Origin of the sequence: Veillonella sp. DNF00869, from assembly GCF_001553345.1 — a bacterium.
Taxonomy (GTDB): domain Bacteria; phylum Bacillota; class Negativicutes; order Veillonellales; family Veillonellaceae; genus F0422.
In genome coordinates, this window is the sequence record NZ_KQ960767.1 from 115,397 (window position 1) to 139,263 (window position 23,867).

The 23,867-nt window shown below is 39.4% G+C and carries 20 protein-coding genes and 1 tRNA gene; 19 read left to right on the forward strand and 2 right to left on the reverse strand.

What is annotated here, in order from left to right; all coding sequences use genetic code 11:
• The first annotated feature begins 169 nt into the window (after positions 1-169).
• The 7 genes from cooS (at position 170) to HMPREF3032_RS02860 (ending at position 7,347) form a co-directional block, all read left to right on the forward strand.
• Positions 170-2,308 carry an anaerobic carbon-monoxide dehydrogenase catalytic subunit gene (gene cooS / locus HMPREF3032_RS02835; protein ID WP_062401644.1) on the forward strand — a complete coding sequence of 713 codons (2,139 nt, stop codon included), beginning with the start codon at positions 170-172 and terminating at the stop codon, positions 2,306-2,308.
• A 209-nt stretch (positions 2,309-2,517) separates the two neighbouring features.
• The gene (locus tag HMPREF3032_RS07565) at positions 2,518-2,691 is read left to right on the forward strand and encodes a hypothetical protein (protein WP_156439334.1); all 174 of its coding nucleotides are present in this window, start codon (positions 2,518-2,520) and stop codon (positions 2,689-2,691) included.
• Between the two features lie 87 nt (positions 2,692-2,778).
• A complete protein-coding gene (locus HMPREF3032_RS02840; RefSeq protein ID WP_062401647.1) occupies positions 2,779-3,501 on the forward strand; it encodes a class I SAM-dependent methyltransferase in 723 nt (240 codons plus the stop codon).
• 9 nt (positions 3,502-3,510) lie between these two features.
• Positions 3,511-3,999, forward strand: a complete 489-nt coding sequence (locus HMPREF3032_RS02845; RefSeq protein WP_062401650.1) for a DnaA ATPase domain-containing protein — start codon at positions 3,511-3,513, stop codon at positions 3,997-3,999.
• A 148-nt stretch (positions 4,000-4,147) separates the two neighbouring features.
• Complete coding sequence (locus tag HMPREF3032_RS02850; RefSeq protein WP_072270749.1) at positions 4,148-5,689, forward strand: nitrite/sulfite reductase; 1,542 nt, start codon at positions 4,148-4,150, stop codon at positions 5,687-5,689.
• Between the two features lie 181 nt (positions 5,690-5,870).
• Positions 5,871-6,554, forward strand: a complete 684-nt coding sequence (locus tag HMPREF3032_RS02855) for a PepSY domain-containing protein (RefSeq protein WP_009353293.1) — start codon at positions 5,871-5,873, stop codon at positions 6,552-6,554.
• 7 nt (positions 6,555-6,561) lie between these two features.
• Positions 6,562-7,347, forward strand: coding sequence for a trans-2-decenoyl-ACP isomerase (locus HMPREF3032_RS02860; RefSeq protein WP_009353363.1), 786 nt, complete (start codon positions 6,562-6,564; stop codon positions 7,345-7,347).
• A 183-nt stretch (positions 7,348-7,530) separates the two neighbouring features.
• Here the strand turns inward: HMPREF3032_RS02860 and guaC are convergent, their stop codons facing one another.
• Positions 7,531-8,517, reverse strand: a complete 987-nt coding sequence (gene guaC / locus HMPREF3032_RS02865) for a GMP reductase (protein WP_062401653.1) — start codon at positions 8,515-8,517, stop codon at positions 7,531-7,533.
• A gap of 257 nt (positions 8,518-8,774) precedes the next feature.
• Between guaC and thiT the strand changes: the two genes are divergently transcribed.
• From thiT to HMPREF3032_RS02910, 9 genes are all read left to right on the forward strand, one after another.
• Positions 8,775-9,329, forward strand: coding sequence for an energy-coupled thiamine transporter ThiT (gene thiT / locus HMPREF3032_RS02870; RefSeq protein WP_009353306.1), 555 nt, complete (start codon positions 8,775-8,777; stop codon positions 9,327-9,329).
• Between the two features lie 25 nt (positions 9,330-9,354).
• Positions 9,355-10,500 (forward strand): molybdopterin-guanine dinucleotide biosynthesis protein MobB, encoded by a 1,146-nt coding sequence (locus tag HMPREF3032_RS02875; protein ID WP_062401656.1) that lies wholly within the window; start codon positions 9,355-9,357, stop codon positions 10,498-10,500.
• On the forward strand, positions 10,500-11,738 hold the full coding sequence (locus HMPREF3032_RS02880; protein ID WP_062401660.1) for a molybdopterin molybdotransferase MoeA: 1,239 nt from the start codon (positions 10,500-10,502) through the stop codon (positions 11,736-11,738). The genes HMPREF3032_RS02875 and HMPREF3032_RS02880 overlap by 1 nt, the downstream gene beginning before the upstream one ends.
• Positions 11,739-11,933: 195 nt before the next feature.
• Complete coding sequence (locus HMPREF3032_RS02885) at positions 11,934-13,247, forward strand: dicarboxylate/amino acid:cation symporter (RefSeq protein ID WP_062401663.1); 1,314 nt, start codon at positions 11,934-11,936, stop codon at positions 13,245-13,247.
• Positions 13,248-13,920: 673 nt separating this feature from the next.
• On the forward strand, positions 13,921-15,228 hold the full coding sequence (locus tag HMPREF3032_RS02890; protein WP_062401666.1) for a dicarboxylate/amino acid:cation symporter: 1,308 nt from the start codon (positions 13,921-13,923) through the stop codon (positions 15,226-15,228).
• A 255-nt stretch (positions 15,229-15,483) separates the two neighbouring features.
• Positions 15,484-17,154: a formate--tetrahydrofolate ligase gene (locus tag HMPREF3032_RS02895; protein ID WP_009353428.1), complete on the forward strand. Its 1,671-nt coding sequence runs from the start codon at positions 15,484-15,486 to the stop codon at positions 17,152-17,154.
• Between the two features lie 8 nt (positions 17,155-17,162).
• On the forward strand, positions 17,163-17,783 hold the full coding sequence (locus tag HMPREF3032_RS02900; RefSeq protein WP_062401669.1) for a cyclodeaminase/cyclohydrolase family protein: 621 nt from the start codon (positions 17,163-17,165) through the stop codon (positions 17,781-17,783).
• Between the two features lie 30 nt (positions 17,784-17,813).
• A complete protein-coding gene (locus tag HMPREF3032_RS02905) occupies positions 17,814-20,822 on the forward strand; it encodes an AAA family ATPase (RefSeq protein ID WP_062401672.1) in 3,009 nt (1,002 codons plus the stop codon).
• A 22-nt stretch (positions 20,823-20,844) separates the two neighbouring features.
• Complete coding sequence (locus HMPREF3032_RS02910) at positions 20,845-22,146, forward strand: Na+/H+ antiporter family protein (RefSeq protein ID WP_082717779.1); 1,302 nt, start codon at positions 20,845-20,847, stop codon at positions 22,144-22,146.
• Between the two features lie 422 nt (positions 22,147-22,568).
• On the opposite strand, the gene HMPREF3032_RS02915 is transcribed toward HMPREF3032_RS02910, so the two are convergent.
• Positions 22,569-22,644: transfer RNA gene (locus HMPREF3032_RS02915), tRNA-Lys, on the reverse strand.
• Between the two features lie 240 nt (positions 22,645-22,884).
• Between HMPREF3032_RS02915 and rpmG the strand changes: the two genes are divergently transcribed.
• From rpmG to nusG, 3 genes are read left to right on the forward strand one after another with little or no spacing between them, the layout of a single operon-like run.
• Positions 22,885-23,034 carry a 50S ribosomal protein L33 gene (rpmG, locus tag HMPREF3032_RS02920; RefSeq protein ID WP_062401675.1) on the forward strand — a complete coding sequence of 50 codons (150 nt, stop codon included), beginning with the start codon at positions 22,885-22,887 and terminating at the stop codon, positions 23,032-23,034.
• 35 nt (positions 23,035-23,069) lie between these two features.
• Positions 23,070-23,294: a preprotein translocase subunit SecE gene (gene secE, locus HMPREF3032_RS02925; protein WP_009353261.1), complete on the forward strand. Its 225-nt coding sequence runs from the start codon at positions 23,070-23,072 to the stop codon at positions 23,292-23,294.
• A 12-nt stretch (positions 23,295-23,306) separates the two neighbouring features.
• Positions 23,307-23,843 carry a transcription termination/antitermination protein NusG gene (gene nusG, locus HMPREF3032_RS02930; protein WP_009353394.1) on the forward strand — a complete coding sequence of 179 codons (537 nt, stop codon included), beginning with the start codon at positions 23,307-23,309 and terminating at the stop codon, positions 23,841-23,843.
• The last annotated feature ends 24 nt before the right edge of the window (positions 23,844-23,867 follow it).

Consider the following 23,867-nt stretch of genomic DNA (forward strand, 5'->3'; position numbering starts at 1 on the left):
AAAGTAATTGACAGATGTCTAGTCAGAGAATATACTTAAGGTAATTTAAAACCTATTTAGGAGTAGGGTTTAAAACCTACAAGTATAGTGTTTTAAAAATCGAAATAAAAGTAGAATATGTTTTCATGTTATTGACGGTTGGCCTATGTAGGCCCCTAGGAGGTTCATTATGAGTAAAGATGTGGAAAACAAAAATACCCATGACCATAGCCATGGCGAACATCATCACCATCATGATCATGACAATCATCATGACCATTGCCATTGTGGCGGTCACCATCACGACCATGATCACAGTCATGACAAAGCACTACCAACGGATAAATGGGTGCCACACACTCATGAACCAGGCGTGCCTCATGAACATGGTGTAAATGACTACATGAAAGCCGTTGCTGAATATCGAAAAACATGGCCTACCAAACAAGATGTTATCGAACAAACACCAGATCCTGCTGTGCGCGAAATGATTCTCCGCATGGAGCAAATTGGTTGCGATACAGTATTTGATCGTTTTGATAAACAACAACCACAATGTACATTTGGTATTGCTGGTATATGTTGTCGTATCTGTTTCATGGGCCCTTGTAAAATTACACCTAAGAGTCCTCGCGGTGTCTGCGGTGCGGATGCTGACCTCATCGTAGCTCGTAATATGACACGTGCTGCTGCAGGTGGTTTGACTCAACATGGTGCGCATGCTCGTGAAATTTTGATTTCTTTGAAAGCTGCTGCTAATGACCAATTGGATATTCCGATTTTAGGGGAAGAAAAAATCCGTACTGTATGTAAGGCTTTCAACATCCCTGAAGAAGGTCGTTCTTTAAAAGAAGTAGCTAATGATTTAGCGGATGTATTGCTCGAAGATTTGAGCCGTGCATTGCCAGGTGAATATAAAACAATTACAGCGTTGGCTCCTGCAGAGCGTCGCGAAGTTTGGAAAAACTTGGATATCTTGCCTGTTTCCGCATACAATGAAGCCTTTGATGCATATCATCGTACAACCGTAGGTACAGATGGCGATTGGGAAAGTAATATGAAACAATTCTTGCGTTGTGGTCTTGCTTTCACATTTACTGGTGTAGTAGCTGCAGATATCGCTACTGATGCATTATTCGGTCAAGGCGGTCGCCGTACATCCAAAGTTAATATTGGTGCTTTGAAAAAAGGTTATGTTAATATAGCTGTTCATGGTCACTTACCAACATTGGTTTCTCAAATTTGTACAATTGGTGCGTCCGAAGAGTATTTAGAAAAAGCAAAAGCTATCGGTGCTAAAGGCATCCAATTCTACGGTATTTGCTGCTCTGGCTTATCCAGTATGTACCGTTATGAAAATGTAATTCCATTGTGTAATGCTATCGGTGCTGAACTTGTACTTGGTACTGGCGCTCTTGATTGCTGGGTAGCTGACGTTCAAGACGTATATCCTGCTATCATGGACGTAGCACGTTGCTTTAACACAAAAGTTATTACTACATCTGATGCAGCTCGTTTGCCAGGTGCTGAGCATATCGGTTACGATCATCACCATACTAACTTGTCTGAGACAAAAGAATTGGCGCGCAAAATTTTGGATCGTGCTCTTGAAGCGCATGAATTGCGTAAAGGTATGCCTGTATTCATTCCACCATACGAAATCACTGCAGAAGTTGGCTTCTCTCCAGAATCTACTGTTAAACATTATGGTTCCTTCAAACCATTGGCAGAGGCTTTAAAATCTGGCAAAGTTCGTGGTATCGTTAACGTAGTAGGTTGTTCTAACCCTCGCGTTATCTACGAAAAAGCTACTGTAGATATCGTTGATACACTTATTAAAAATGGTTGTATCATCTTAACAAATGGTTGTGCATCCTTCCCATTGATGAAACTTGGTTACTGTAATACAGATGCTATTAAAAAATGTAGCCCTGCATTACAAGAGTTCTTGGGTGATGATCAACCACCAGTATGGCATGTTGGTGAATGTGTAGATAATGCTCGTTCTTCTGGTATCTTTGGTGGTATTGCGGCTGAATTAGGTCTTAACTTACCACAAATGCCATTTGCAATGTCTAGTCCTGAATGGTCTAACGAAAAAGGTATCGATGCATCCCTTGGCTTCCGCCTAATGGGGATTAACTCTTACCACTGCGTTGAGCCACCTACACAAGGCTCTGATGCTGTAACAAAATGGTTGAAAGAAGACACTAAACACACATTAGGCTCTGTTATGTATGTAAATACTGATCCTGCTAAAGTAGCTGAGAAAATCTTGGCAGATATGGATGAAAAACGCGCTGCTTTAGGTTGGGCTGAAGTAAAATAGTTTATCTTTTTGATAAATTATAATTTGTAGTTAAGTATACAAACACGCTCTATAGATCTTGTAGTTATTATAAGGGCTCTATACTAAATGTTGGGGCTACTCATATAAGAGTAGCCACCAACATTTTTTTGTTGCAATAAAATAGACATATACAAACTCAAACCGTATCATTAAAAGCAACCACTCAATTAAGAAAGGATGAGTCATATATGTCTACAGTTAATTATACAGAAATTATCTTTAAAATTAAAGAGGAATATATCAAACATACAAGAGTAAATGAGGACGGATCTGTTCATTTCACACTTGAAATGCCAGTAGCTGAGCAAGTATGTCCACATTGCGGAGCACGTACTTTAGTGTGGAATCTCAAGGTATTTTAGTAGGCCTTTATCCATCTGTTCGTGACTCAAGATACATACAAAACTATGTTCCTCATGGTATAATACGATACGATGCAAGGAGGGTATATGCAGATACGAGATAGAATTATGGCCTATTGGAAAGGGCGAAGCGATGATTTTGGAGCACTGCGCATGAAGGAATTACAATCGAATCTAGCGCCACGATGGTTGCGAGAGATTACTCCGCATCTTAAGGACACCCATCAACGGATTTTAGATTTGGGCACGGGTACAGGCTTTTTTGCCTTTTTACTGGCCCAAAAGGGCTATTCGGTGACCGGCATTGATTTGACGGAAGACATGATTGCGGTGGCGAAGGAGCAAGTGTTGGTATTGCAGGACTCATTACAAGGTACGGTGGACTTTCACTGTATGGATGCGATGAAATTAGATTTTTCAGATGAGTCCTTCGATGTGATTTTAGCGAGAAATTTAACCTGGACCCTGCCAGATGTGGAATCAGCCTATAAGGAATGGTATCGGGTGCTAGCTCCCAAAGGGGTACTCATTAATATTGATGGTGATTATGGGGTAGAACTGAAAGTGCCTGTGGTAGCACAGCACCATATTCATGAGACAGTATCGAATGAGGCTCTGCAAGAATGTATTGCCATTACGGAAGAACTATCCATCAGTCGTATGGATCGACCCCATTGGGATGTGCACATGATTCGTAAAGCAGGCTTTTCCAGAGTGTATTTAGATATGACGGTCAGCAGCCGTATTTATGATGAAGAAGATGAATTATATAATCCAGTGCCACTCTTTTCTATTGTGGCAAGGAAATAAGGAGTAATTATGCAAACATTTGAAACTTTCAAGGTAACAGAACAAAATAAATTCGCTATGGCATCTGCGTTGGCGATGACTGATTTTACAAAGTGTTTTGAGTCAGTACTTTTTGTATTTGGCCAATCTGGCGTGGGTAAGACGCATCTATTGAAAGCCATGGAGCAAGAGGCTGTAAAACAGAATGCAGCGATTCGTGTGCGCTATGTAACGGGCGCGCAATTCATCAAAGAATACAACGACAGCGTTACCTATGGTGAAGTAGCTGATTATATGGAAGAATACTGCAAATTACATCTACTCTTAGTGGATGATGTACAAGATATTGTGTATAGTGATGATGAAGGGGCGAAGAAAATGTTCATGCGCCTAGTACTTGGTATGAAAGCAAAAGCGCGTCGCTTGGTGGTGACCTTTGATGAAAGCTTTGACTCTGAGGACCGTTCTAATGATTTACAAAACGAACTCACTGATGGTGTTGTGGCGTTTATGGAATAATTAAGCCTATATTAGGGTGCACTATGTGGAATGTATATACCCCATAAAAAGAGCCGGATTTCAAGGTGTAGAAATCGTTTTTAATATCTGTTATACTTGGGGAGAAGAGTTTTCTATTGAGCGAGTGCTCAGGAGAGGAGAAAGTATAATGGCTATTTCAGAAGAAGTACGACAACGATTTGCGGGAGAGTTTGAAAAGTTCCAAGCAGGGATTGAAGGTTTCTTTAAGAAGGAAATCGCCCCAAAGGATTTCAAAGGCATTGGTGGAGGATTTGGTAGTTATGCAGAACGCGGACATGAAAGTGCAATGTTGCGTTTGCGTTTCTTGGGATCTCGTATTCTTCCTTACCAAATGAAATTCTTGGTAAATTCTGTAAAGAAATACGATTTAAAATATGTACATTTCACAACAGGTCAATGTATTCAATTCCATCAATTACAAGGTGAACAAATCTTAGAGTTGTATAAAGACTGTTTTGAACATGACATCTATAATCGTGGTACTGGTGGAGATAACTTGCGTAATGTAACGGCAAGCCCATTACATGGGGTACATCCTGATGAGCCATTTGCAGTGACTCCTTACTTGCAAGCAGCTAGTGAGTATGCTGTATCTTTAATTGGTACCTTAGCATTACCACGTAAATATAAAATTGGTTTCTCTGTGGTAGACAATGAGGGCCATGCAAATTATAAAGATTTAGGATTTTTGGCAAAAGAAAATGGTACCTTTGATGTCTATGCTGGTGGTGGTATAGGTGGTGGTTCTGCATTCGGCGTGTTAGTAGCAGAAAATGTAGATCCAAAAGAAACATTACAACATATCGATGGCATGTTGCATTTGTATCATGAATTGGGTGACTTTAACAATCGTGGTAAAGCACGTTCTCGTTTCATTGCACAACGCTTAGGGGAAGAAGAGTTCCGTAAAGCGTATCATGAATATTTAGAAAAATCTAAAGCAGCCCATGATTTGACATTGTTTGTGGCGCCTTATGAAGTGAAAAAAGTAGGTACCACAACACCGGCTACACCGTTGGCAGAGCCACAAAAGCAAGAAGGCTTGTACTACATCCAATACAAACCATTAGTAGGTACACCGCCAATCGACGTATTCGTAAAATTATTTGATTACGTAGGCGGTTTAGAAGAAACAGAAATCCGTATTTGTGGTGATGAATCTGTGTACATCGTAAACTTAACAGGAGAAGAAGCGGATGCAGTAGCGGCTATTATCGCTGATACTCATGCGAAAAATAACTTCGAGTACACTGTATCTTGCGTAGGTGCTACGATTTGTCAACTCGGGTTCCAAGATTCTTCTGGATTGGTAAAAGTAATTAAGAAGACCTTAGAAGCGCAAGGATTATCTACCGATCGTTTACCACAATTACATGTATCTGGATGTTTATCTTCTTGTGGTACACATCAAGTAGGCTCCTTAGGGCTTCATGGTTTTACTAAACTAGTGGATAGTAAACCGCAACCAGCTTTCAAAGTGTTCATCAACGGTAATGGTGAATTAGAAGGCCCACGTATGTCTGATGAAGTGGGTGTAGTCACAGTGGAAGATATTCCTCAATTCTTCATTGACCTTGTGAAAGCACTGGAAGTAGCAGGACAAGATTTTGACACATGGAAAGATCAACAACCAGAAGCATTCCAAGCAGTAATCAGTAAATATCTATAATGTATATAAAAACGTTCTTACTTAGGTAGGAGCGTTTTTACTTTGAGTAACTATGTACTATATTGAAGAAATTGCATAGATACGGTATAATGAAAGAGATATCTCAAGATTGAGAATGCAAACTTCGTGGAGTATAGTCATGTAAGTTTTGTTCATAGAATTGTATATATAGGAGAGTCCAATGAAAAAAAGTACATTAGCCTTAGTAGGAGCTATGGCATTTGCCACAACCTTTGCAGTAGCGCCACAAGCACATGCTGAAATCAATGAATATTCTAACTTAAATGATAAAACAGTGGTGGTGCGCCAACCTGGTCAATCCATGGTATTGTCCATGCGTGAAGTAGCAGGTATCTTTGTGGGCCGTTATGTAAAAGCAGCCGTTAGCTCTATTACACTGGATCCATCAAAAGGTAATTATCAGTATGTGGTGGTAGGATATACACCGAAACAAAAAATTACCATTGATGTAGACGTAATTACTGGTAAAGTAGTGCGTGAATTCCGTTCTAGCAAAGCAAAAGATGTAGCGTCTAAAGTCTTTAATCCATTGAAAGTAATTTCCCCAAAAGAAGCGGAAGTAGCAGCTCGTGCTTTGGTAGGAGAAGGTTCTTTCACTAGAGGATGGGAAATTAAAGCGGAAAATAATGAAGTGCATTATATGGTGCGTACACAGGATAAAGATGAAAAAGAATATAGTGTAAAAGTAGATGCTGTGACAGGTCAAGCCTTAGAAAAAGGAGAACCTATCGACTGGGCAAAAATTAAAGCAGATCGCTTGCGTAATGATGGGGTAGGTAAACCATTTACATTACAAGAAGAACCAGAAGATGTAGATGCAGATCCTACAAAAACATTAAAATAGGTGAAGTATGACGTATCAAAATATTATATTTAGCATCGAAGGTAATGTGGCGACTATAACATTTAATCGTCCAGAAGTACAAAATGGCTTTAATGTGCCTATGTGCCAAGAAATTTTAGATGCTATTCGTGTAGTTAAAGAAACGGATGAGGCCCGTGTATTAGTATTCAAGGCTGAAGGTAAGGTCTTTTCTGTAGGTGGAGACCTAACAGAAATGAAGCGTGCTGTTGAAGAAGACGATACGGAGTCTTTGTTTGAAATTACCCACTTGGTGATGGAAATATCTTTGGCTATGAAACATTTGCCAAAACCTGTAGTCATGTGTACTGATGGTGCTGTGGCAGGGGCGGCTTTTAATATGGTGTTGGCAGCAGATATGTGCGTAGCTTCAACGAATAGTCGTTTCATTCAAGCTTTTGTCAATGTGGGACTAGCACCTGATGCAGGTGGTATGTACTTGTTGAGCCGTGCTGTAGGTATCAACAGGGCTATGCAACTGGCTATGACAGGGGAAGCGGTAACAGCTGAAAAAGGTAAGGAATATGGCTTTGTCTATAAAGTGTGTGAACCAGAGATTTTGGAGCGCACAACGAATCGTTTAGTGCAACGCTTGGCGAAAGGGCCAGTTCAATCTTTCCGAGCGATGAAACAAATGATGTGGGCTAGTTTCTTTACAAATTTTGAGGAATATGCGGAGTTAGAAGTAAAAATCCAAAATTCCTTAGGAGAAACAGAAGACTTCCGTGAAGGTGTGCGTGCTTTCGCTGAAGGAAGACGACCTAAATTTAAATAGTGCATCTGAGGATGTGAAAAAAGAGCTATTACGACTAAATAGGGTCGATAATAGCTCTTTTTGCATTGGGGAAGGTACATCTCGTAAGGGATATTCTGTTCGTATATAAAATAAGATGTATGGTTCAAAAGTATTCCAATACAAAGAGGACCCTCCTAGAGAAGAGTCCTCGTGTATATGTGATTAACGATCGCCGTTAAAGATAGAGTTTTTAACAATGACATAATCAACTTTTTTGATGGCTTGTAGTGTAGTACCACCAGCGTAGGAGATAGAAGATTGCAAATCTTGTTCCATTTCAGTCAATGTATCAAAGATACTGCCTTTGGATTGGATTGTGATTTTTTTGCCTTCTACGTTTTTCCGTTCCCCTTTTTGGTGTTCAGAAGCACTACCGAAGTATTCTTTATAAGCTACGCCGTCAATAGTCACTTCTTTACCTGGGGATTCGATATGACCAGCGAATAAAGAGCCAATCATAACAAAGGAAGCTCCGAAACGAATAGATTTGGCAATGTCACCGTGATCACGGATACCGCCGTCTGCGATGATAGGTTTTGTGGCTGCTTTTGCACACCAACGAACAGCAGATAATTGCCAACCACCAGTACCAAAACCAGTTTTTAGTTTTGTGATACATACTTTACCAGGTCCGATGCCTACTTTAGTAGCATCAGCACCAGCATTTTCTAGTTCACGAACGGCCTCTGGAGTACCTACGTTACCAGCGATAACAAAGCTTTCAGGAAGCTCACGTTTAATGTGTTGAATCATGTCGATAACGCTGTTGGAATGACCGTGAGCGATATCGATAGTAATATATTCTGGGCATAGATTTGCTTCTTTTAATTCCTTAACGAATTCAAATTCCTCTGGTTTTACACCGATGGAAATAGATGCAAATAAACCTGCCTCATGCATGTCTTTTACAAAGTCCAAACGTTTTTCTGGTTGGAAGCGGTGCATGATGTAGAAATAGTTTTCAGCCGCTAATTGTTTTGCTAATTTTTCATCGATGATGGTTTGCATATTAGCTGGCACAACTGGTAAGCGGAATGTATGATTTCCCAGTTTCACAGTTGTGTCACATTCGCTACGGCTGGATACGATACACTTATTCGGTATCAATTGCACGTCTTCATAATCGAAAATGTTTGTAGTATTGATCATTATTTATTGCCCCCTAAATAGACAGAATTAGGATTACGACATAATCCTTATCTATTATACATAAGACCTCTTATCTTGGCAACAATAGGAAGGATATACTTAGTCATTTTTGATATGCTAATTTGTACTAAAGGAATCCTGTATTTTGTGAAAAAATATATAGATAAAAATAGATTAAAAGTGATACAATAAAAAGAAATATAATAGAGAATTTGATAATATATTTCAATGTATCATAGTGTAAAAAGGAGATAGATATGAGTTATACAAGTTCAAGAAAAACAAAAATGCTAGTAGAAGGCGGTCTAGTCATCGCTATGGCACAAATTCTGAGCATGTATGTGATTTACCAAATGCCGCAAGGTGGTGCAGTGAAAGCAGCTAATTTGGTACCCCTTTTAATTTATGCTTATCGTTGGGGTGGTCGTGCTGGCATGCTAACGGGAGTTGCCTATGGGATTGTCCATTTTTTAGTGGGATTTAAATTCTCCATTCATTACATGAGCATTATTTTGGATTATATTTTGGCGTATGGTGCCATCGGTATGGCAGGATTCTTTGGTGGTTCTAGTACTGTGAAAGCCTTCTTTGGGGCAATTTATGCAATTTTAACACGCTTTGCCATGTCTGCCATTAGTGGTGTGGTTGTGTTTGGATCTTATGCGCCAGAAGGGATAAGTCCTTGGATTTACTCCTTAACGTATAATGCAACATATATGTTGCCAGATATGGTGATTAATCTTGTAGTATTGGCATTGTTGTATGTGCCAGTGATGCGTGGACTAGGTCGTGTGACACCAAGCCATAAATAAGAAAAGATCTAGACAGGAGATATCTATGATTTCTGAATTAGGAATTATTGTGTTAGCGGGTGGACTTAGCACCCGTATGGGGACAGATAAAACGAGATTGCCATGGGGCAGTACCACTTTATTAGGAGAAATGCTCCGCAAGGCGGTCCTCACAGAATGTGGAGAAATTTTGGTCTCCATTAATCGAGAATTAGAAGAATCAGAGGCACATATTATTGAAGAGGCTCGTTCTTTTGGTCGACATATTCAATTAGTGCCAGATACAATTGCTATGAAAGGCCCTCTTAGTGGACTGCAATCAGCCCTTTCAGTAGGTACTCGGGAAGCCTATATCGTAGTGTCTGCAGATATGCCATGGTTTTCCTTTCACTGGTTGCCGTCTTGGGAAGTGCATATAGATGCATTTTTACAAGGCGAATTATTAGCTATGGTTCCCTATGTAGGATTACAGGAATATGAGCCATTGGCGGCCATTTATAAACGATCGGTGCTAGATACGATTCAAGAATCCCTAGAAGGTGAAGATGTGTCTATGCACGGAGTATTAGATAAGATTCCTTATATGGAAATGGATATGATTGAAGAAGCAGAGCTATATAGCAATGTGAATACTAGATTATCCTATAAGTTGGCAAAAGCTAAATCTGCTAATCGTGAACGCTCTGTTCCCATTGTGACCATTAGTGCGAGCCAATCTAAGTCGGGCAAAACGGCGGTGGCTACGTCTCTCATCAATCGCCTTTCACAACGAGGCATTGTGGTGGGGATGGTGAAAAGTGACGGTCATGGATTTAGCATGGATCAGGAAGGTACCGATACATGGAAGGCTAGTCAAGCAGGGGCTAAAGCGGTGGCGATAGCTGGACCCAATGGATATGCCATGGTAGTACATGGTGAAAGTATGCAACGACAACAGCAACTCATTCGTTTGGCCAATGAAATGCCAGTAGATTTGGTGCTCCTAGAAAGTAGAAGTCATGGGGTGGCACCTATTATTGAAGTGGTCCGTGCCAATCATAATGATATACGGTTACAGCAATTAGAAGATATTGTGGCAGTAGTTACAGATATAGATGATACATTAGATGGGAATACTATCTGCGAGCAATTTAGTTTCAGCGATGAAGATATGGATCGATTAGCAGATTGGATATTGAAGGAGTTGTTATAATGCAAGTAGTAACAGTAGAAGAAGGCTTACAGTTGCTAGAAACTCCTTTTACCCAAAATAGATATAAAATAGAGAGGGAATCTGTATCCATTGGACACTCCTATGGTAGAGTACTAGAAACGACGGCTTTAGCTAAGATGAATTATCCTCCCTTTAGGCGTTCGGCTATGGATGGTATTGCCATTCGATATGCAGAAGATACAAGGACATATCGTATACTAGAGACTATTGGTGCAGGTGAAGTCTTTCAAGGTCAATTAGAGCCTGGTGAAGGGGTTCACATTATGACGGGTGCCATGGTACCAGACACTGCAGATACGGTGGTGGTAAAAGAAGCTCTTACTTGGAATAACGATATGGAGGTGACTGTACCTAGTCGCATAGAACGGGGGCAACATATTATCCTCGAAGGGGAAGATATACAAATCGGTCAAGAATTATTGCCTGCTGGTACTGTATTGGAAGCGGAGCAAGTTGGGACTTTAGCGGGGCAAGGATATAGTGAAGTCTCAGTGTATCGTAAGCCAAGAGTTATTGTGCTCACCACAGGGCGTGAAGTACAAGATCCATCAGAGCCACTACGAGTGGGGCATATTTATAACTCTAATCGGTATTTACTAGAAGGCACCTTACATGCTTTAGGTGTTGATGTAGTGGGAGTAGCCCATCTATCGGATGCGCCAGGTACAGTAGATGACAATATTGCTACCGTACGTCATATGCTAGATACATTGGGACCGGTGGATATGATTATCAGCACCGGAGGTGTATCTGTAGGTGACTATGATACTATGCCTGAATTGTACGAACGATTAGGGGCTAATGCATTGTATCGACGGTTACATATGCGCCCAGGTGCTGCATCCTTCGGTGGTATCATTACGATTGATGACCATAGTATATGGTGCATGGGCTTATCTGGTAATCCTACGGCTGCGATGAATCAGTTCTATTTATTGGTGCTGCCTGTGTTAGAGCGGTTGTCTGGACAGACGGTAATGACTAGGTGGATAGAATGTTACCTAGGTGAAGTGGCAGATAGAAAACATCCTCTTGACCGCTATTATCAAGGGCATATTAGGTACGAAGCTGGTTCTTGTTGGGCATACCCTAACTTAGGGATGACATCGGGAGGTTTAAAATCTTTATCGGTAGCTAATGGTTTGATTAAAATTCCAGGAAATAGCGATCGATTAGAGAGAGGAACATTAGTAAAAGTGTTGCCGTTTACTCGATAAAAAGAATAAAGAAACAAAAATGTGAATAAATACCCTGTTTTATGGGGGGTTAATCTTGTAGAATTAGAAAAAATCTGCTATAATAATTCTATAGAATTTTATAAGTAAGGTCTACAAAGAGACACATCGTACATGTACCCTGTGCCTCTTTTTATATGGACTTTAAAGGGTAGTATTTATGAAAAAGGAGATTCTATGGCAGTATTAAAAAGACTTGGCTTATCTGGCTGGATTGTCATTGGCTTACTAGCAGGTGTATTAGTAGGTTCAGTAGCCCCAGATTTTGCAAAACAATTAAAACCACTGGGCGATGTATTTATTCGCATGATTAAGATGATCGTAGTACCATTGATTTTCAGTTCCCTTGTCATGGGTATCGCTGGTACGGGGGACTTTAAAAAATTAGGTCGCCTTGGGGGTAAAGCTATTCTATGGTTTGAAGTTGCTACTACATTGGCATTATTTGTAGGTTTATTTGTAGTTAATGTATTTGAACCAGGTGTAGGTGTGAATCTGACAGCTACTGGCAATGCCGTAGATATTGCTAATAAAGCAGCTGCAAAAGGTGAGATGGACCACGTACAAATGTTGGTAAATATCATTCCAACGAACATTGTAGACGCTATGGCTCGTGGTGATATGTTACAAATTATCTTCTTTAGCTGTATGTTTGCTATTGCAGCAGCAAGTATTGGTAAAGAAGGGAAACAAATTGTTGAACTTTCCAAAGACTTGGCTCATATTATGTTCAAAGTGACGCACTATGTTATGTATGTGTCTCCTATCGGTATCTTTGGTGCCATTGCGTATACAGTAGGTAACTTTGGCTTGGGTATGCTAGTGCCATTGATGAAGTTAGTATTCACCTTATACGGTGGTTTGGCGTTATTCTTAATCCTTATCATTGCTATCGCTTCTTTCTTTACAAAAGTAAACTTATTTAAATTAGGTAAAGTATTGAAAGAGCCAATCGTGTTGGCTTTCTCTACAGCGGCGTCTGAAGCAGCATTGCCAATTGCCATGGAAAAATTGAAAAAGGTTGGTATTCCTAACCAAATCGTAAGTTTCGTACTACCTTTGGGATATACATTTAACTTGGATGGCTCCACGTTGTACTCATCCTTAGCGGTAGTATTTATTTCTCAAGTGTATGGTGTGCCATTTCCATTAGAACAGCAATTATTAATGGTATTAACGTTGATGTTGTCCACGAAAGGGATTGCAGCAGTGCCAGGAGCATCATTGATTGTTATTGCTGGTACAGCAGCGGCCTTTGGATTGCCAGTAGAAGGCTTAGCATTAATCCTTGGTGTAGACCGTATATTAGATATGGCGCGTACTGTATGTAACTTATCTGGTAACTGTTTAGCAGCTGCTGTTGTAGGGCGTTGGGAAAACGAAGTATCTGCGGAGCGTTTGTCAGAATTGATGGAACATCCTTTGACTGATGAAGAAGTGGAAGCCTTAGAACAAGCAAGCTTTGAACACGTAGGTGAACAACAAGCATAATTGGTTTTATTGAAATCTTTGCCATACAATATAAGAGACTGTTTACATATATTATGTAAATAGTCTCTTTTTTTGTGTTTAACTATATAGTGATGAGAGTATTAATGTTGTCGAAATACTTAGATTATATAATAGTATAAGTGCAGCAAAAAAGAAAAAATACCATGTACATCTAATAGATGCTCATGGTATTTGTTGATAGAGTTCTTTAGGCCATCTGTAGGGAAGAGTAGAGGAGAAGACCTAAAGATGTGAATGAAGGATGTGTATTTATGTGCGACATACCGTAGAGGTAGCATGGTAGAGGTAGCTGGTTATGTCGCATACATATATTATTAGACCCTATAAAGGAGTTGAGGAGTTTATAATATACGTACATCACTTCACAAGAAAGAGAGTATCATAGTGTTGCTACTCTTTATGTGTAGTATAAACTAGAAGCGTCAAAAGAATGTCAAAATATAAAACTTTTTATTAAAAATTTTTTGAAAAAAGATTTTTATATTTTTTGTATACATTAATTGTACTATTGTATCTCTGTAAAGGATTTGTTATAATGCTTTCTATAGAATTTTAGAATAGGTTCTGAAAGAGACATTCTGTACTTGTACACCATCGCCTCTTTTTATATAACCTAAGCAAGTATTGGTATGTAAAAAGGAGATTCTATACTATGTTAAAGAAAATTGGACTGTCCGGGTGGATAGGCATTGGTCTTTTGGCTGGTGTGCTAGTAGGTGCAGTGGCACCAGATTTTGCGAAACAATTAAAACCTTTAGGTGATGTATTTATTCGCATGATTAAAATGATTGTAGTCCCTTTAATTTTTAGCTCCCTAGTAATGGGTATCGCTGGGACAGGGGATTTTAAAAAATTAGGCCGTCTTGGGGGAAAAGCGATTCTATGGTTTGAATTAGCTACTACATTGGCGTTATTTATTGCATTGTTTGCTGTGAATGTAGTAGAACCCGGAGTGGGTGTGAATTTGACAGCTAGTGGTGGCGCTACGGATATCGTTAACAAAGCAGCCTCTAAAGGTCAAATGGACCATGTGCAAATGTTAGTGAATATTATTCCAACAAATATTATTGACGCCATGGCTCGTGGAGATATGTTACAAATTATCTTCTTTAGCTGTATGTTTGCTATTGCAGCAGCAAGTTTGGGTAAAGAGGGAAAACAAATTGTAGACTTATCAAAAAGTATAGCCCACATCATGTTTAGAGTAACCCATTATGTCATGTATATTTCTCCTATCGGTATTCTTGGTGCTATTGCGTATACAGTTGGTGCCTTTGGGGTTGAAATGCTGATTCCATTATTAAAATTAGTATTTACTTTATATGCCGGGCTAATTGTGTTCCTTGCCATCGTATTGGGTATCGCATCGGCTTTAACAAAAGTGAACTTATTTAAATTATTCATCGCATTGAAAGAGCCGACTATTTTAGCGTTTACCACAGCCGCATCAGAGGCAGCATTACCAATTGCTATGGAGAAATTGAAAAAGATGGGGATTCCCAATCATATTGTAAGCTTCGTACTTCCCTTGGGATATACATTTAACTTAGATGGCTCTACGCTGTACTCTGCATTGGCGGTTGTCTTTATTGCACAAGTCTATGGTGTTCCATTTCCGATTGATCAACAAATTTTAATGATGATTACGTTGATGTTGTCCACTAAAGGAATTGCAGGGGTACCAGGTGGCTCCTTAATTGTGGTGGCAGCTACAAGTGCAGCCTTTGGACTGCCAGTGGAAGGCTTAGCTTTAATTTTGGGGATAGACCGTGTGTTAGATATGGGTCGTACCGTATGTAACTTGTTAGGTAATTGCATCGCTGCAGCTATTGTGGGGCGATGGGAACAAGAAGTATCTGCAGAAGATTTAAAACGATATATAGATCACCCACTAACAGATGAAGAAGTATCGGCTCTAGAACAAAAACATTTGGAAGCTATGGCAGATGCGCATGCATAATAGAATGTAAATAAACACCATATATACCAGTTCTGGATATATGGTGTTTTTTTATAACTTGTTATAGAAAAGGAAAGTGCTTTAAGTGTAATTATTGATAGACGAAATATGGTAAATCGTTGTATGATGTTCGTAATAGACTATTTCTTTACTATAGTACTAGTGAAAAGTGTTGGAATTCTTGAACAGTAAAGAATTGCTGTAACCTGCGTTATGGTCATGCAAGTGCATAGCGATGTATAAGGAGGGAAACTCATGTTAAGTGATATTGAAATTGCCCAACAGGCACAAATGGAACCTATTGTGGAAATTGCAAAACGATGCAATTTAGCAGAAGATGAATTAGAATTATATGGAAAATATAAAGCAAAAGTGTCCTTTGATGCGATGGAACGATTACAGGATACACCGAATGGTAAGCTGGTACTAGTTACAGCCATCACACCTACACCAGCAGGAGAAGGCAAGTCTACCACTACTATCGGATTGACACAAGCTTTACAACAAATTGGTGTGAACAGTATTGCTGTATTGCGCGAACCATCCTTAGGACCAGTATTCGGTGTCAAGGGTGGTGCTGCTGGTGGTGGTTATGCGCAGGTAGTGCCAATGGAAGATATTAATCTTCATTTTACAGGGGATATGCATGCCATAACGGCAGCTAATAACTTGTTATCAGCAATGATTGATAATCATATTTTCCAAGGTAATGCACTACAAATCGATGTGCGTCGTATTAGTTGGAAACGCGTATTAGATATGAATGATCGTGCTTTACGTAATGTGGTCATTGGCATGGGTGGCCCTATGAGTGGTGTACCAAGGGAAGATCATTTCATGATTACAGTAGCCTCTGAAATCATGGCTATTTTATGCTTGGCTCGTGATTTAGAAGATTTAAAAGCACGATTTGGTCGTATTGTAATTGGTACAAACCTATCTGGAGACCCTGTATTTGTTCATCAATTAGGTTGTGAAGGAGCGATGGCGTTACTCATGAAAGATGCTATCAAACCTAACTTAGTACAAACGTTAGAACATACACCAGTATTGATCCATGGTGGTCCATTTGCGAATATTGCCCATGGATGTAACTCTATCATTGCTACCAAGCTAGGATTAAAATTAGGCGATGTAGTCATTACAGAAGCGGGATTTGGGGCGGATTTAGGAGCAGAGAAATTCTTACATATTAAGTGTCATTATGGAGATATCTTCCCTGATGCAGTGGTCATCGTAGCCACTATCCGTGCCTTAAAAATGCATGGAGGAGTGCCAAAATCAGAGTTGACCAAAGAAAATGTAAAAGCACTAGAACGAGGCTTTGTGAATTTAGGGAAACAAATCGCCAATATGAGAGCCTTTGGGTTACCAGTATTAGTGAGTATTAATAAATTTGCTACGGATACACCAGCTGAAATCGATGCATTATTGCAATTATGTGATCATTACGGTGTAGATGTAAGCCTTAATGAATGCTGGGAAAAAGGTGGAGCCGGCGGTATTGATATGGCAAAACAAGTGATGGGTATGCTTGAAGGAACAGATATCAAGCCAACTGCTTTATACGATGTGAAAGATAGTATTCCTAATAAGTTAACGGCTATTGTAAAAGAAATTTATGGTGGCAATGGTGTAGAATTTACCAGTGCAGCGAAAAAGCAAATTGCTCAATTGGAAGAATGGGGATTGGCAGACTTACCGGTATGTGTGGCAAAAACACAATATTCCTTAAGTGATAATCCGGAGTTACTAGGAGCCCCTACAGACTTTACGATTACTGTGCAAGATGTACGAATTGCCAATGGGGCTGGATTTATTGTGTGTCAAACAAGCAATATTATGGTCATGCCAGGGTTACCGAAACAACCAGCCGCTCTTGGTATGGATGTAACAGCAGAAGGGACTATTAAAGGATTGTTTTAGGAGGAATGATGGAATTACATAACGCATCTGTATTAGAGTTTATTCGTGACCTTGGTTCTAGTGCACCAGCCCCAGGAGGTGGCAGTGTGGCGGCGATGAATGGCGCTATGGCGGCCGCTTTAATTGAAATGGTAGCGAATTTAACAATTGGGAATGCAAAATACGAAGCGGTCCATGAGGAGATGAAGGCTATTCAAAAAGAAGTAAGCCAAGTCAAAGAAGACTTTGTTCACTATATTAATAAAGATAGTGCTGCTTTTATGGAGTTAATGGGAGCTTTCAAATTACCAAAAGAAACAGATGAAGAAAAAGTATTTCGTAAAGCTGAAATACAACGTACCACGAAACAAGCAGCCTTAGTGCCTTATGAAATTGGTAAATTAGCATATACTTTATTACCCTTGACGGAAACAGTCATTGTAAAAGGAAATACCAATGCCATTACGGATGGGATGATTGCTGTGATTAATGCAAGAGCTGCTGTAAAGAGTGCCTTTTTAAATGTGAAAATCAATTTAGGTTCTATACAAGATGCAGAGTTTGTGAAACAATTGGCAGATAGCATGGAAGAGATAGAAGCTGTGTTAGATACAGAGGAACAACGATTGTTAGGTCTTGCTAAGGTATAAGACCGATCACAATGAAATGAAGGAAATCATATGGGGATAGAAATTCATTTATTAGGGACACCACGGATACAAGTAGATGGGAAAGATATCTTTTTTACTTATGGAAAAGTACAAGCGCTCATTTATTATATGGTGGTAAAAGGAGTAGCCCTCCGAGATGAAATTAGCGGTTTATTGTGGCCTGAAAAATCGGAGGTCAATGCCAGAAAAAACTTAAGAAATGCCATTTATGAGGCAAAAAAGCTATTGGGGGCAGATGTATTTGTATCACCGAGGAACGCTGTATTACAATGGAATCCTACGGCACAAATCTATGTGGATGTACATCAATTTCAAAGGAACCCTAAACAATATATAGATATTTACAAAGGGGAATTTTTACAAGGATTTTATGTAAAAGATGCAGTGGCTTATGAAGATTGGTATTTAGGGGAACGAAGTCGTCTTAAATCTATGTACATGGAGGCGGTCTATGATTTAGTAGATGCAGGGATTGAGGAAAAAAATATCGCCTGTATTGAGCGATATATTCCTGTCCTATTGTCCTATGACCCCTATAACGAAGAGCGATTTAGTGCGATTTTGGAACTGATTATGAGCCAAGGTTTCACGACTATGGGGAAACAATTATACCATCAACTACAATGTATTTACGCAGATGATTTAGATGAAAGTGTACCTAACTCTCTTCGAGAAGCTATGCATTTATCAAAGACACAAAAACAAGAGGCGGTGTCCTTTGTAGAACATACGATGTTGAAGGGCCGTGATGCAGAAGCAGGAGAGGTGCAGAAGTATTTGCACTTCTTTGAAGATACTCCCTTAGCTTTGCGTATCACAGGAGACATTGGAAGCGGTAAAACGAGCCTCGTAGAATATATACGAGATAAAGTAGAGCCCTACCGATGTGTGTTAGATAGCCAATGTTATGAAGAGGAACAAGGCTTACTATTGCATGCGTGGATTCCTATTGTAGGAAAGATACTGGAAGAAATCGAATTACAAGGTCTGGAAAACATCGAATTACGGCGTATTTATGAAATCTTTCCACAGTTAGATAGACGTATGGCTCGAGACTTGGGCTTTTTAGAAGTAACGGAAGCATTGCCTTTTGATGTAGTGTACCAAGCAGTATCAAATCTGCTAGAACAGGTGTCGGAAGAAATTCCTTTTACATTGATTTTTGAGGATGTGCAATGGATGGACTCCTTAAGTTTTTCTTTATTGAGTTTATTGCTGTTACATCATAGGTCTGAACGGCTTATGATGATTGTCACTGATGTAGAGGAAGTAAAAGGCATGCATCAACGAACCTTGCAAAGTTTAGAACAGCAGAAAGCATTGCAAAGTATTTCCTTGTTGCCTTTACCAGATGAGCGGATGCGAGCTTTTATCTTAGACCGAGAACCTACGTTACAGGATACAGATATAGTGGATCAATTAGTGGAAGTCAGTCGAGGCAATCTGTTAGTGCTGATAGAAAGCATGCAACTATGGAAAGAATATGGTTCCATTTATGGTTTGACTAAAGATATGGAACTGCTCTATAGCAAGAAATGCGATACTTTATCTGAAGAAGAACGTAAATTGGCAGAGTTTATCAGTTTATTCTATAATGAAGCACCATTAGGGATGATTGAACAATATATGGGCTTGGACAAACTACGTCTGTTGCAAACTTTAGAGGAGTTGGAAAGAAAGGGATTCATTGATTACCGTACACAACATGGTGAAGTGCAATATAGTTTAAAGCAATTCAAGTGCAAAGAGTATTTACGAGATCAAATGGCTATCGATCGCCGTCAAATTTTGCATGCCTATTTGGGGGAAGCCTGGGAAAAACGGTTAACACACTCCAAGGAAGATATGATTCGCTATAAGCAACTAGAATTTCATTTTCGTGAAGCAGGACAATACCAAAAAGCTTTAATGTATAAATTAAAATCTTTTATGCATTATTTAAACTTTAATAAAGATGCCTCTCCAGAACTTGGCGTAGGGGAATTATCTTCTGTCTATGCAGGGTATTTTATGGGAGAAGTAACGGGTAAAGCCTTGCAGGAAATAGAAGATGAGTTAGCTCATGTGTACACATTGTATGGAGATGTGCCAGAGGTGCGGGCCTTAGAATTGCCTTACCTATACGGAGCAGGTAAATATTACATGAGTATCGGTGATAAGGAGCGAGGTTTAGGATACTTTCAAGAATTATTAGAGGAAAGTACGGAACAAGAAGCATCGAATTATAAGTTGAAAGCCTATAAAGAGATGATTTATTATCACTTGCAAATGCGTCATATTCTAGAGATACATCAATATACTACAAAGGCTCTTGCGTTGGCAGAGCAGTACCATTTCAAAAAGGAGATTGGGGTTATATTAAGACTGAAAGCGTTGGCTTTCATTATGGAAGGTCAGCCAGAACAGGCCATTCCTCTCCTAGAGGAATCTATACGCTTATTCTCGGTAACCCAAACTGTGGCTCGCAGATATGCTATTAATATCGGGGCGGCCTATAACTACTTAGGAGATATTGAAAAAAGTCGGTCTCGTCTGGAGACGGCATTAGAGATGTACCAAAAAGCACTGGACTATTGTGATCAAACGGAACTATATAGTTCATGGATTGTATTTGCCACCAATGCAGGTATGACAGCTTTTGCATTGCAGCAATATGAATTAGCATTTACCTATTTTCAAAAATCTTATGAATTATGCTTGCAATATACCATAAGTCGACGAAGACCGACTATTGAGGCATACCTTGGTTTGTTAGCCCGAATTAAAGGAGATACGCAGACAGCTGTATCCTATTTGGAATCTGCCCAATCTCATGGTGTAGTAGAGCAACATGGACAAGAAGTTGGTCGTGTGCATTGGGCTATTTGTTTCCTCAAAACTGAGTATCCTAGTGCAGAGGTGGATCAAGCTTTTTCTAAAAGTTTGGCTACCTATGGTACAATAGCATTGCAACAATTAGATGGCTATGGAGATGTGTGGGAACGAACGTACCTGGAACAGTTGCTCCAAGCTGAGTAAGTACAAAAGAAGGAGATCCTAAATGGATATAGTGTTAAACCCCATAGTGCTATCAGTCATCGCAATGTCGATTCTGTGTTTGCTACGATTTAACGTGTTGTTATCGGTTATCGTAGCTTCCTTAGTAGCAGGCTTGGCAGGCGGCATGACGGTAACCACTACCATCGAATCCTTAATCGGTGGCATGGGTGGCAACTCAGAGACTGCATTTAGTTATATTTTATTGGGCGCCTTAGCCATTGTCATTGGACGGTCTGGGCTAGCCACAGTAGTCACTAAAAAGATTACGAATATTGTAGGTACAAAAAAAGTGGCATTTACATTGCTCATCGCCTTTGTATCCTGTTTTTCACAAAACTTAATTCCTGTGCACATTGCCTTCATTCCTATTTTGATTCCACCCCTATTAGTGGTGATGAATCGTATGAAAATAGACCGTAGAGCGGTGGCGTGTGCCTTAACATTTGGTCTGAAAGCACCGTATGTATCTTTGCCAGTTGGCTTTGGTTTGCTATTCATGACCATTATCAAAGATCAAATGGTAGCTAACGGTGTGAATGTATCGATTTCAGATATAGCTTCTGTTATGTGGATTGGTGGCATATCCATGGTGGTAGGATTATTGCTTGCCATTGTGTACTATAGTCGAAACCGTGACTATGAAGATATTGCGGTGGTGCAAGAAGAATCTACAGAGCATACAACTCGTATGACGGCGGATTGTTGGAAAGGATTAGCAGGAGCAGCAGTGGCTTTTGTGGCACAACTGTATTTTAAATCTTTACCAATTGGTGCGTTGGCAGGGTTAGCTGTATTCTTTGCTACAGGTCTTATCAAATGGTCTAAAATGGATGAAGATGTGGATGGTGGTATTCGCATGATGGGGACCATAGCCTTTGTCATGTTGATAGCCGCAGGCTATGCAAATGTATTGCGAGAAACAAACTCTGTAGAGCATTTAGTGACAGCCACAGTATCTATTATTGATTCCAAACTAGTGGGGGCTATCGTGATGCTTATCGTTGGCTTGCTCATTACTATGGGTATCGGTACATCTTTTGGTACCATTCCGGTCATTGCATCCATATATATTCCTATGGGATTACATTTAGGTTTTTCAGTACCGGCTATCATCTTATTAATCGGTATAGCAGCTGCATTAGGGGATGCGGGATCACCTGCATCGGATTCTACATTGGGACCTACATCGGGGCTTAATGCAGATGGACAACACAATCATATATGGGATACTTGCGTGCCCACATTTATATTTTATGACATTACCTTGCTAGTAGGTGGTGTTGTAGGGGCATTGCTGTTATAATACAAAAAGGACTGTGGTAAAATGTAGAAATACGTTTTACTGCAGTCCTTTATAGTATAGAATTAGTATAAGAATGATTGTGTTTCTGGTACAGATTGAGTGGAATAAAGAATAGGACGATGTACACAATAAATTAATTAAATAGAGCGAGCAAGAAATATCCAAGTATGATGAGAACAATAATGAACAGAATTAAAGAAAAAGCAAAAATGCCGATAGATTCGAATAACATAAATACAGTATCGATGAAAGAGATAAGGGTAGATAGAAAAAATTTAAACATGGGGTTACTCCGTGAACTGCGTGTATTTTTCAATTAATCAAGTAAGCTGGGGTCAAGCTGGGGTCAACTCGAAAAAGTTACGTCAATCAATTATAGTGTTACAAAACAAAAGAACCGCACTGTTGTGCGGTTATAGGTGTGGTGGAACACCAGGGGTTCGAACCCTGGACCCTCTGATTAAGAGTCAGATGCTCTGCCAACTGAGCTAGTGTTCCATGCAAGATGGTAAATTATGGTTTTATTATAGTCCTATCATTCAATTTTGTAAATGAAAAATTTATAAATAACATAGGAAACTACTTGCTATTTAAGATGTTCTATGTAATAATATAGAGGTCAGGAAAAACCTGGCTTTTTTAGATTGCATTTGACATAGGCTTCCACTTGTGGTAGTCTATATTAGTATGTTTATGAAGTAATAGCCGTCTAGGCACTTTAAAGAGAGGTGTAAACTGATGCGTAACGCAGTAACTATGGCTTGTACTGAATGCAAGCAACGTAACTATCAGACAAACAAAAACAAAAAAAATAACCCAGATCGTATTGAAATGAATAAATTCTGTAAATTCTGTGGTAAACACACGTTACACCGTGAAACAAAATAATTGTTAATTATTTGTTGACGTGAGGATGTGATATCATGGCAGGAACTAATTCAAAAGCTCAAGCACAACAAAATGGTAACGGTAAATTCGTTCGTGAAGTGCGATCTGAGCTCAAGAAAGTAGTCTGGCCTACAAAAAAAGAGCTTGTGAACTATACGATTGCCGTATTTATAGCAGTAATTTTAATTTCTGTTATTATTGGTATCGTTGACACAGTATTTGCAGAACTTTTTAAGTTGTTAAAGAGTGCTGTAAAGTAGGAGGCTTTTTTAATGGGAACAGATAAAAAGTGGTATGTCTTACATACTTACTCAGGCTACGAAAATAAAGTTAAAACCACTTTGGAGTTGAAAGTTCAAGCTATGGGAATGGAAGATGTGATTTCACGCATCTTAATTCCAATGGAAGATGAAATCGACGAAAAAGATGGCGTAAAAAAAGTAGTAAAACGCAAAGTCTTTCCAGGCTATGTGCTGGTAGAAATGGAAGTAAATGACGAATCTTGGTATGTGGTGCGTAATACACCAGGTGTTACAGGATTTGTTGGTTCTGTAACAAAACCAGTGCCACTATCTGATTCTGAAGTAGCCTATATCTTGAAGTCTCAAGGTTTGGATCAAGAACCAGTACAAACTCTTGATGTTGAAGTAGGAGAAACTGTCCGAATTACATCCGGTGCCTTTGAAGATAGAACAGGCGTTATTACTGAAATCAATCACGATCATGCAAAACTACGTTTAAATGTAGAGATGTTTAATCGTGAAACCCCAGTAGAGGTAGAATATTCTCAAGTTGAGAAAATTCTTTAATATATTATATAACTCTAACCTTTT

Excerpts from the sequence above, each read along its gene's own strand:
- HMPREF3032_RS02850 (WP_072270749.1), top strand. The coding sequence starts at position 4,148 with ATGGCTATTTCAGAAGAAGTACGACAACGATTTGCGGGAGAGTTTGAA.
- guaC (WP_062401653.1), bottom strand. The coding sequence starts at position 8,517 with ATGATCAATACTACAAACATTTTCGATTATGAAGACGTGCAATTGATA.
- HMPREF3032_RS02890 (WP_062401666.1), top strand. The coding sequence starts at position 13,921 with ATGTTAAAGAAAATTGGACTGTCCGGGTGGATAGGCATTGGTCTTTTG.
- thiT (WP_009353306.1), top strand. The coding sequence starts at position 8,775 with ATGAGTTATACAAGTTCAAGAAAAACAAAAATGCTAGTAGAAGGCGGT.
- HMPREF3032_RS02855 (WP_009353293.1), top strand. The coding sequence starts at position 5,871 with ATGAAAAAAAGTACATTAGCCTTAGTAGGAGCTATGGCATTTGCCACA.
- HMPREF3032_RS07565 (WP_156439334.1), top strand. The coding sequence starts at position 2,518 with ATGTCTACAGTTAATTATACAGAAATTATCTTTAAAATTAAAGAGGAA.
- HMPREF3032_RS02845 (WP_062401650.1), top strand. The coding sequence starts at position 3,511 with ATGCAAACATTTGAAACTTTCAAGGTAACAGAACAAAATAAATTCGCT.
- HMPREF3032_RS02885 (WP_062401663.1), top strand. The coding sequence starts at position 11,934 with ATGGCAGTATTAAAAAGACTTGGCTTATCTGGCTGGATTGTCATTGGC.
- HMPREF3032_RS02860 (WP_009353363.1), top strand. The coding sequence starts at position 6,562 with ATGACGTATCAAAATATTATATTTAGCATCGAAGGTAATGTGGCGACT.
- HMPREF3032_RS02910 (WP_082717779.1), top strand. The coding sequence starts at position 20,845 with ATGGATATAGTGTTAAACCCCATAGTGCTATCAGTCATCGCAATGTCG.
- rpmG (WP_062401675.1), top strand. The coding sequence starts at position 22,885 with ATGCGTAACGCAGTAACTATGGCTTGTACTGAATGCAAGCAACGTAAC.
- HMPREF3032_RS02895 (WP_009353428.1), top strand. The coding sequence starts at position 15,484 with ATGTTAAGTGATATTGAAATTGCCCAACAGGCACAAATGGAACCTATT.
- HMPREF3032_RS02880 (WP_062401660.1), top strand. The coding sequence starts at position 10,500 with ATGCAAGTAGTAACAGTAGAAGAAGGCTTACAGTTGCTAGAAACTCCT.
- cooS (WP_062401644.1), top strand. The coding sequence starts at position 170 with ATGAGTAAAGATGTGGAAAACAAAAATACCCATGACCATAGCCATGGC.
- HMPREF3032_RS02900 (WP_062401669.1), top strand. The coding sequence starts at position 17,163 with ATGGAATTACATAACGCATCTGTATTAGAGTTTATTCGTGACCTTGGT.
- secE (WP_009353261.1), top strand. The coding sequence starts at position 23,070 with ATGGCAGGAACTAATTCAAAAGCTCAAGCACAACAAAATGGTAACGGT.
- nusG (WP_009353394.1), top strand. The coding sequence starts at position 23,307 with ATGGGAACAGATAAAAAGTGGTATGTCTTACATACTTACTCAGGCTAC.
- HMPREF3032_RS02840 (WP_062401647.1), top strand. The coding sequence starts at position 2,779 with ATGCAGATACGAGATAGAATTATGGCCTATTGGAAAGGGCGAAGCGAT.
- HMPREF3032_RS02905 (WP_062401672.1), top strand. The coding sequence starts at position 17,814 with ATGGGGATAGAAATTCATTTATTAGGGACACCACGGATACAAGTAGAT.
- HMPREF3032_RS02875 (WP_062401656.1), top strand. The coding sequence starts at position 9,355 with ATGATTTCTGAATTAGGAATTATTGTGTTAGCGGGTGGACTTAGCACC.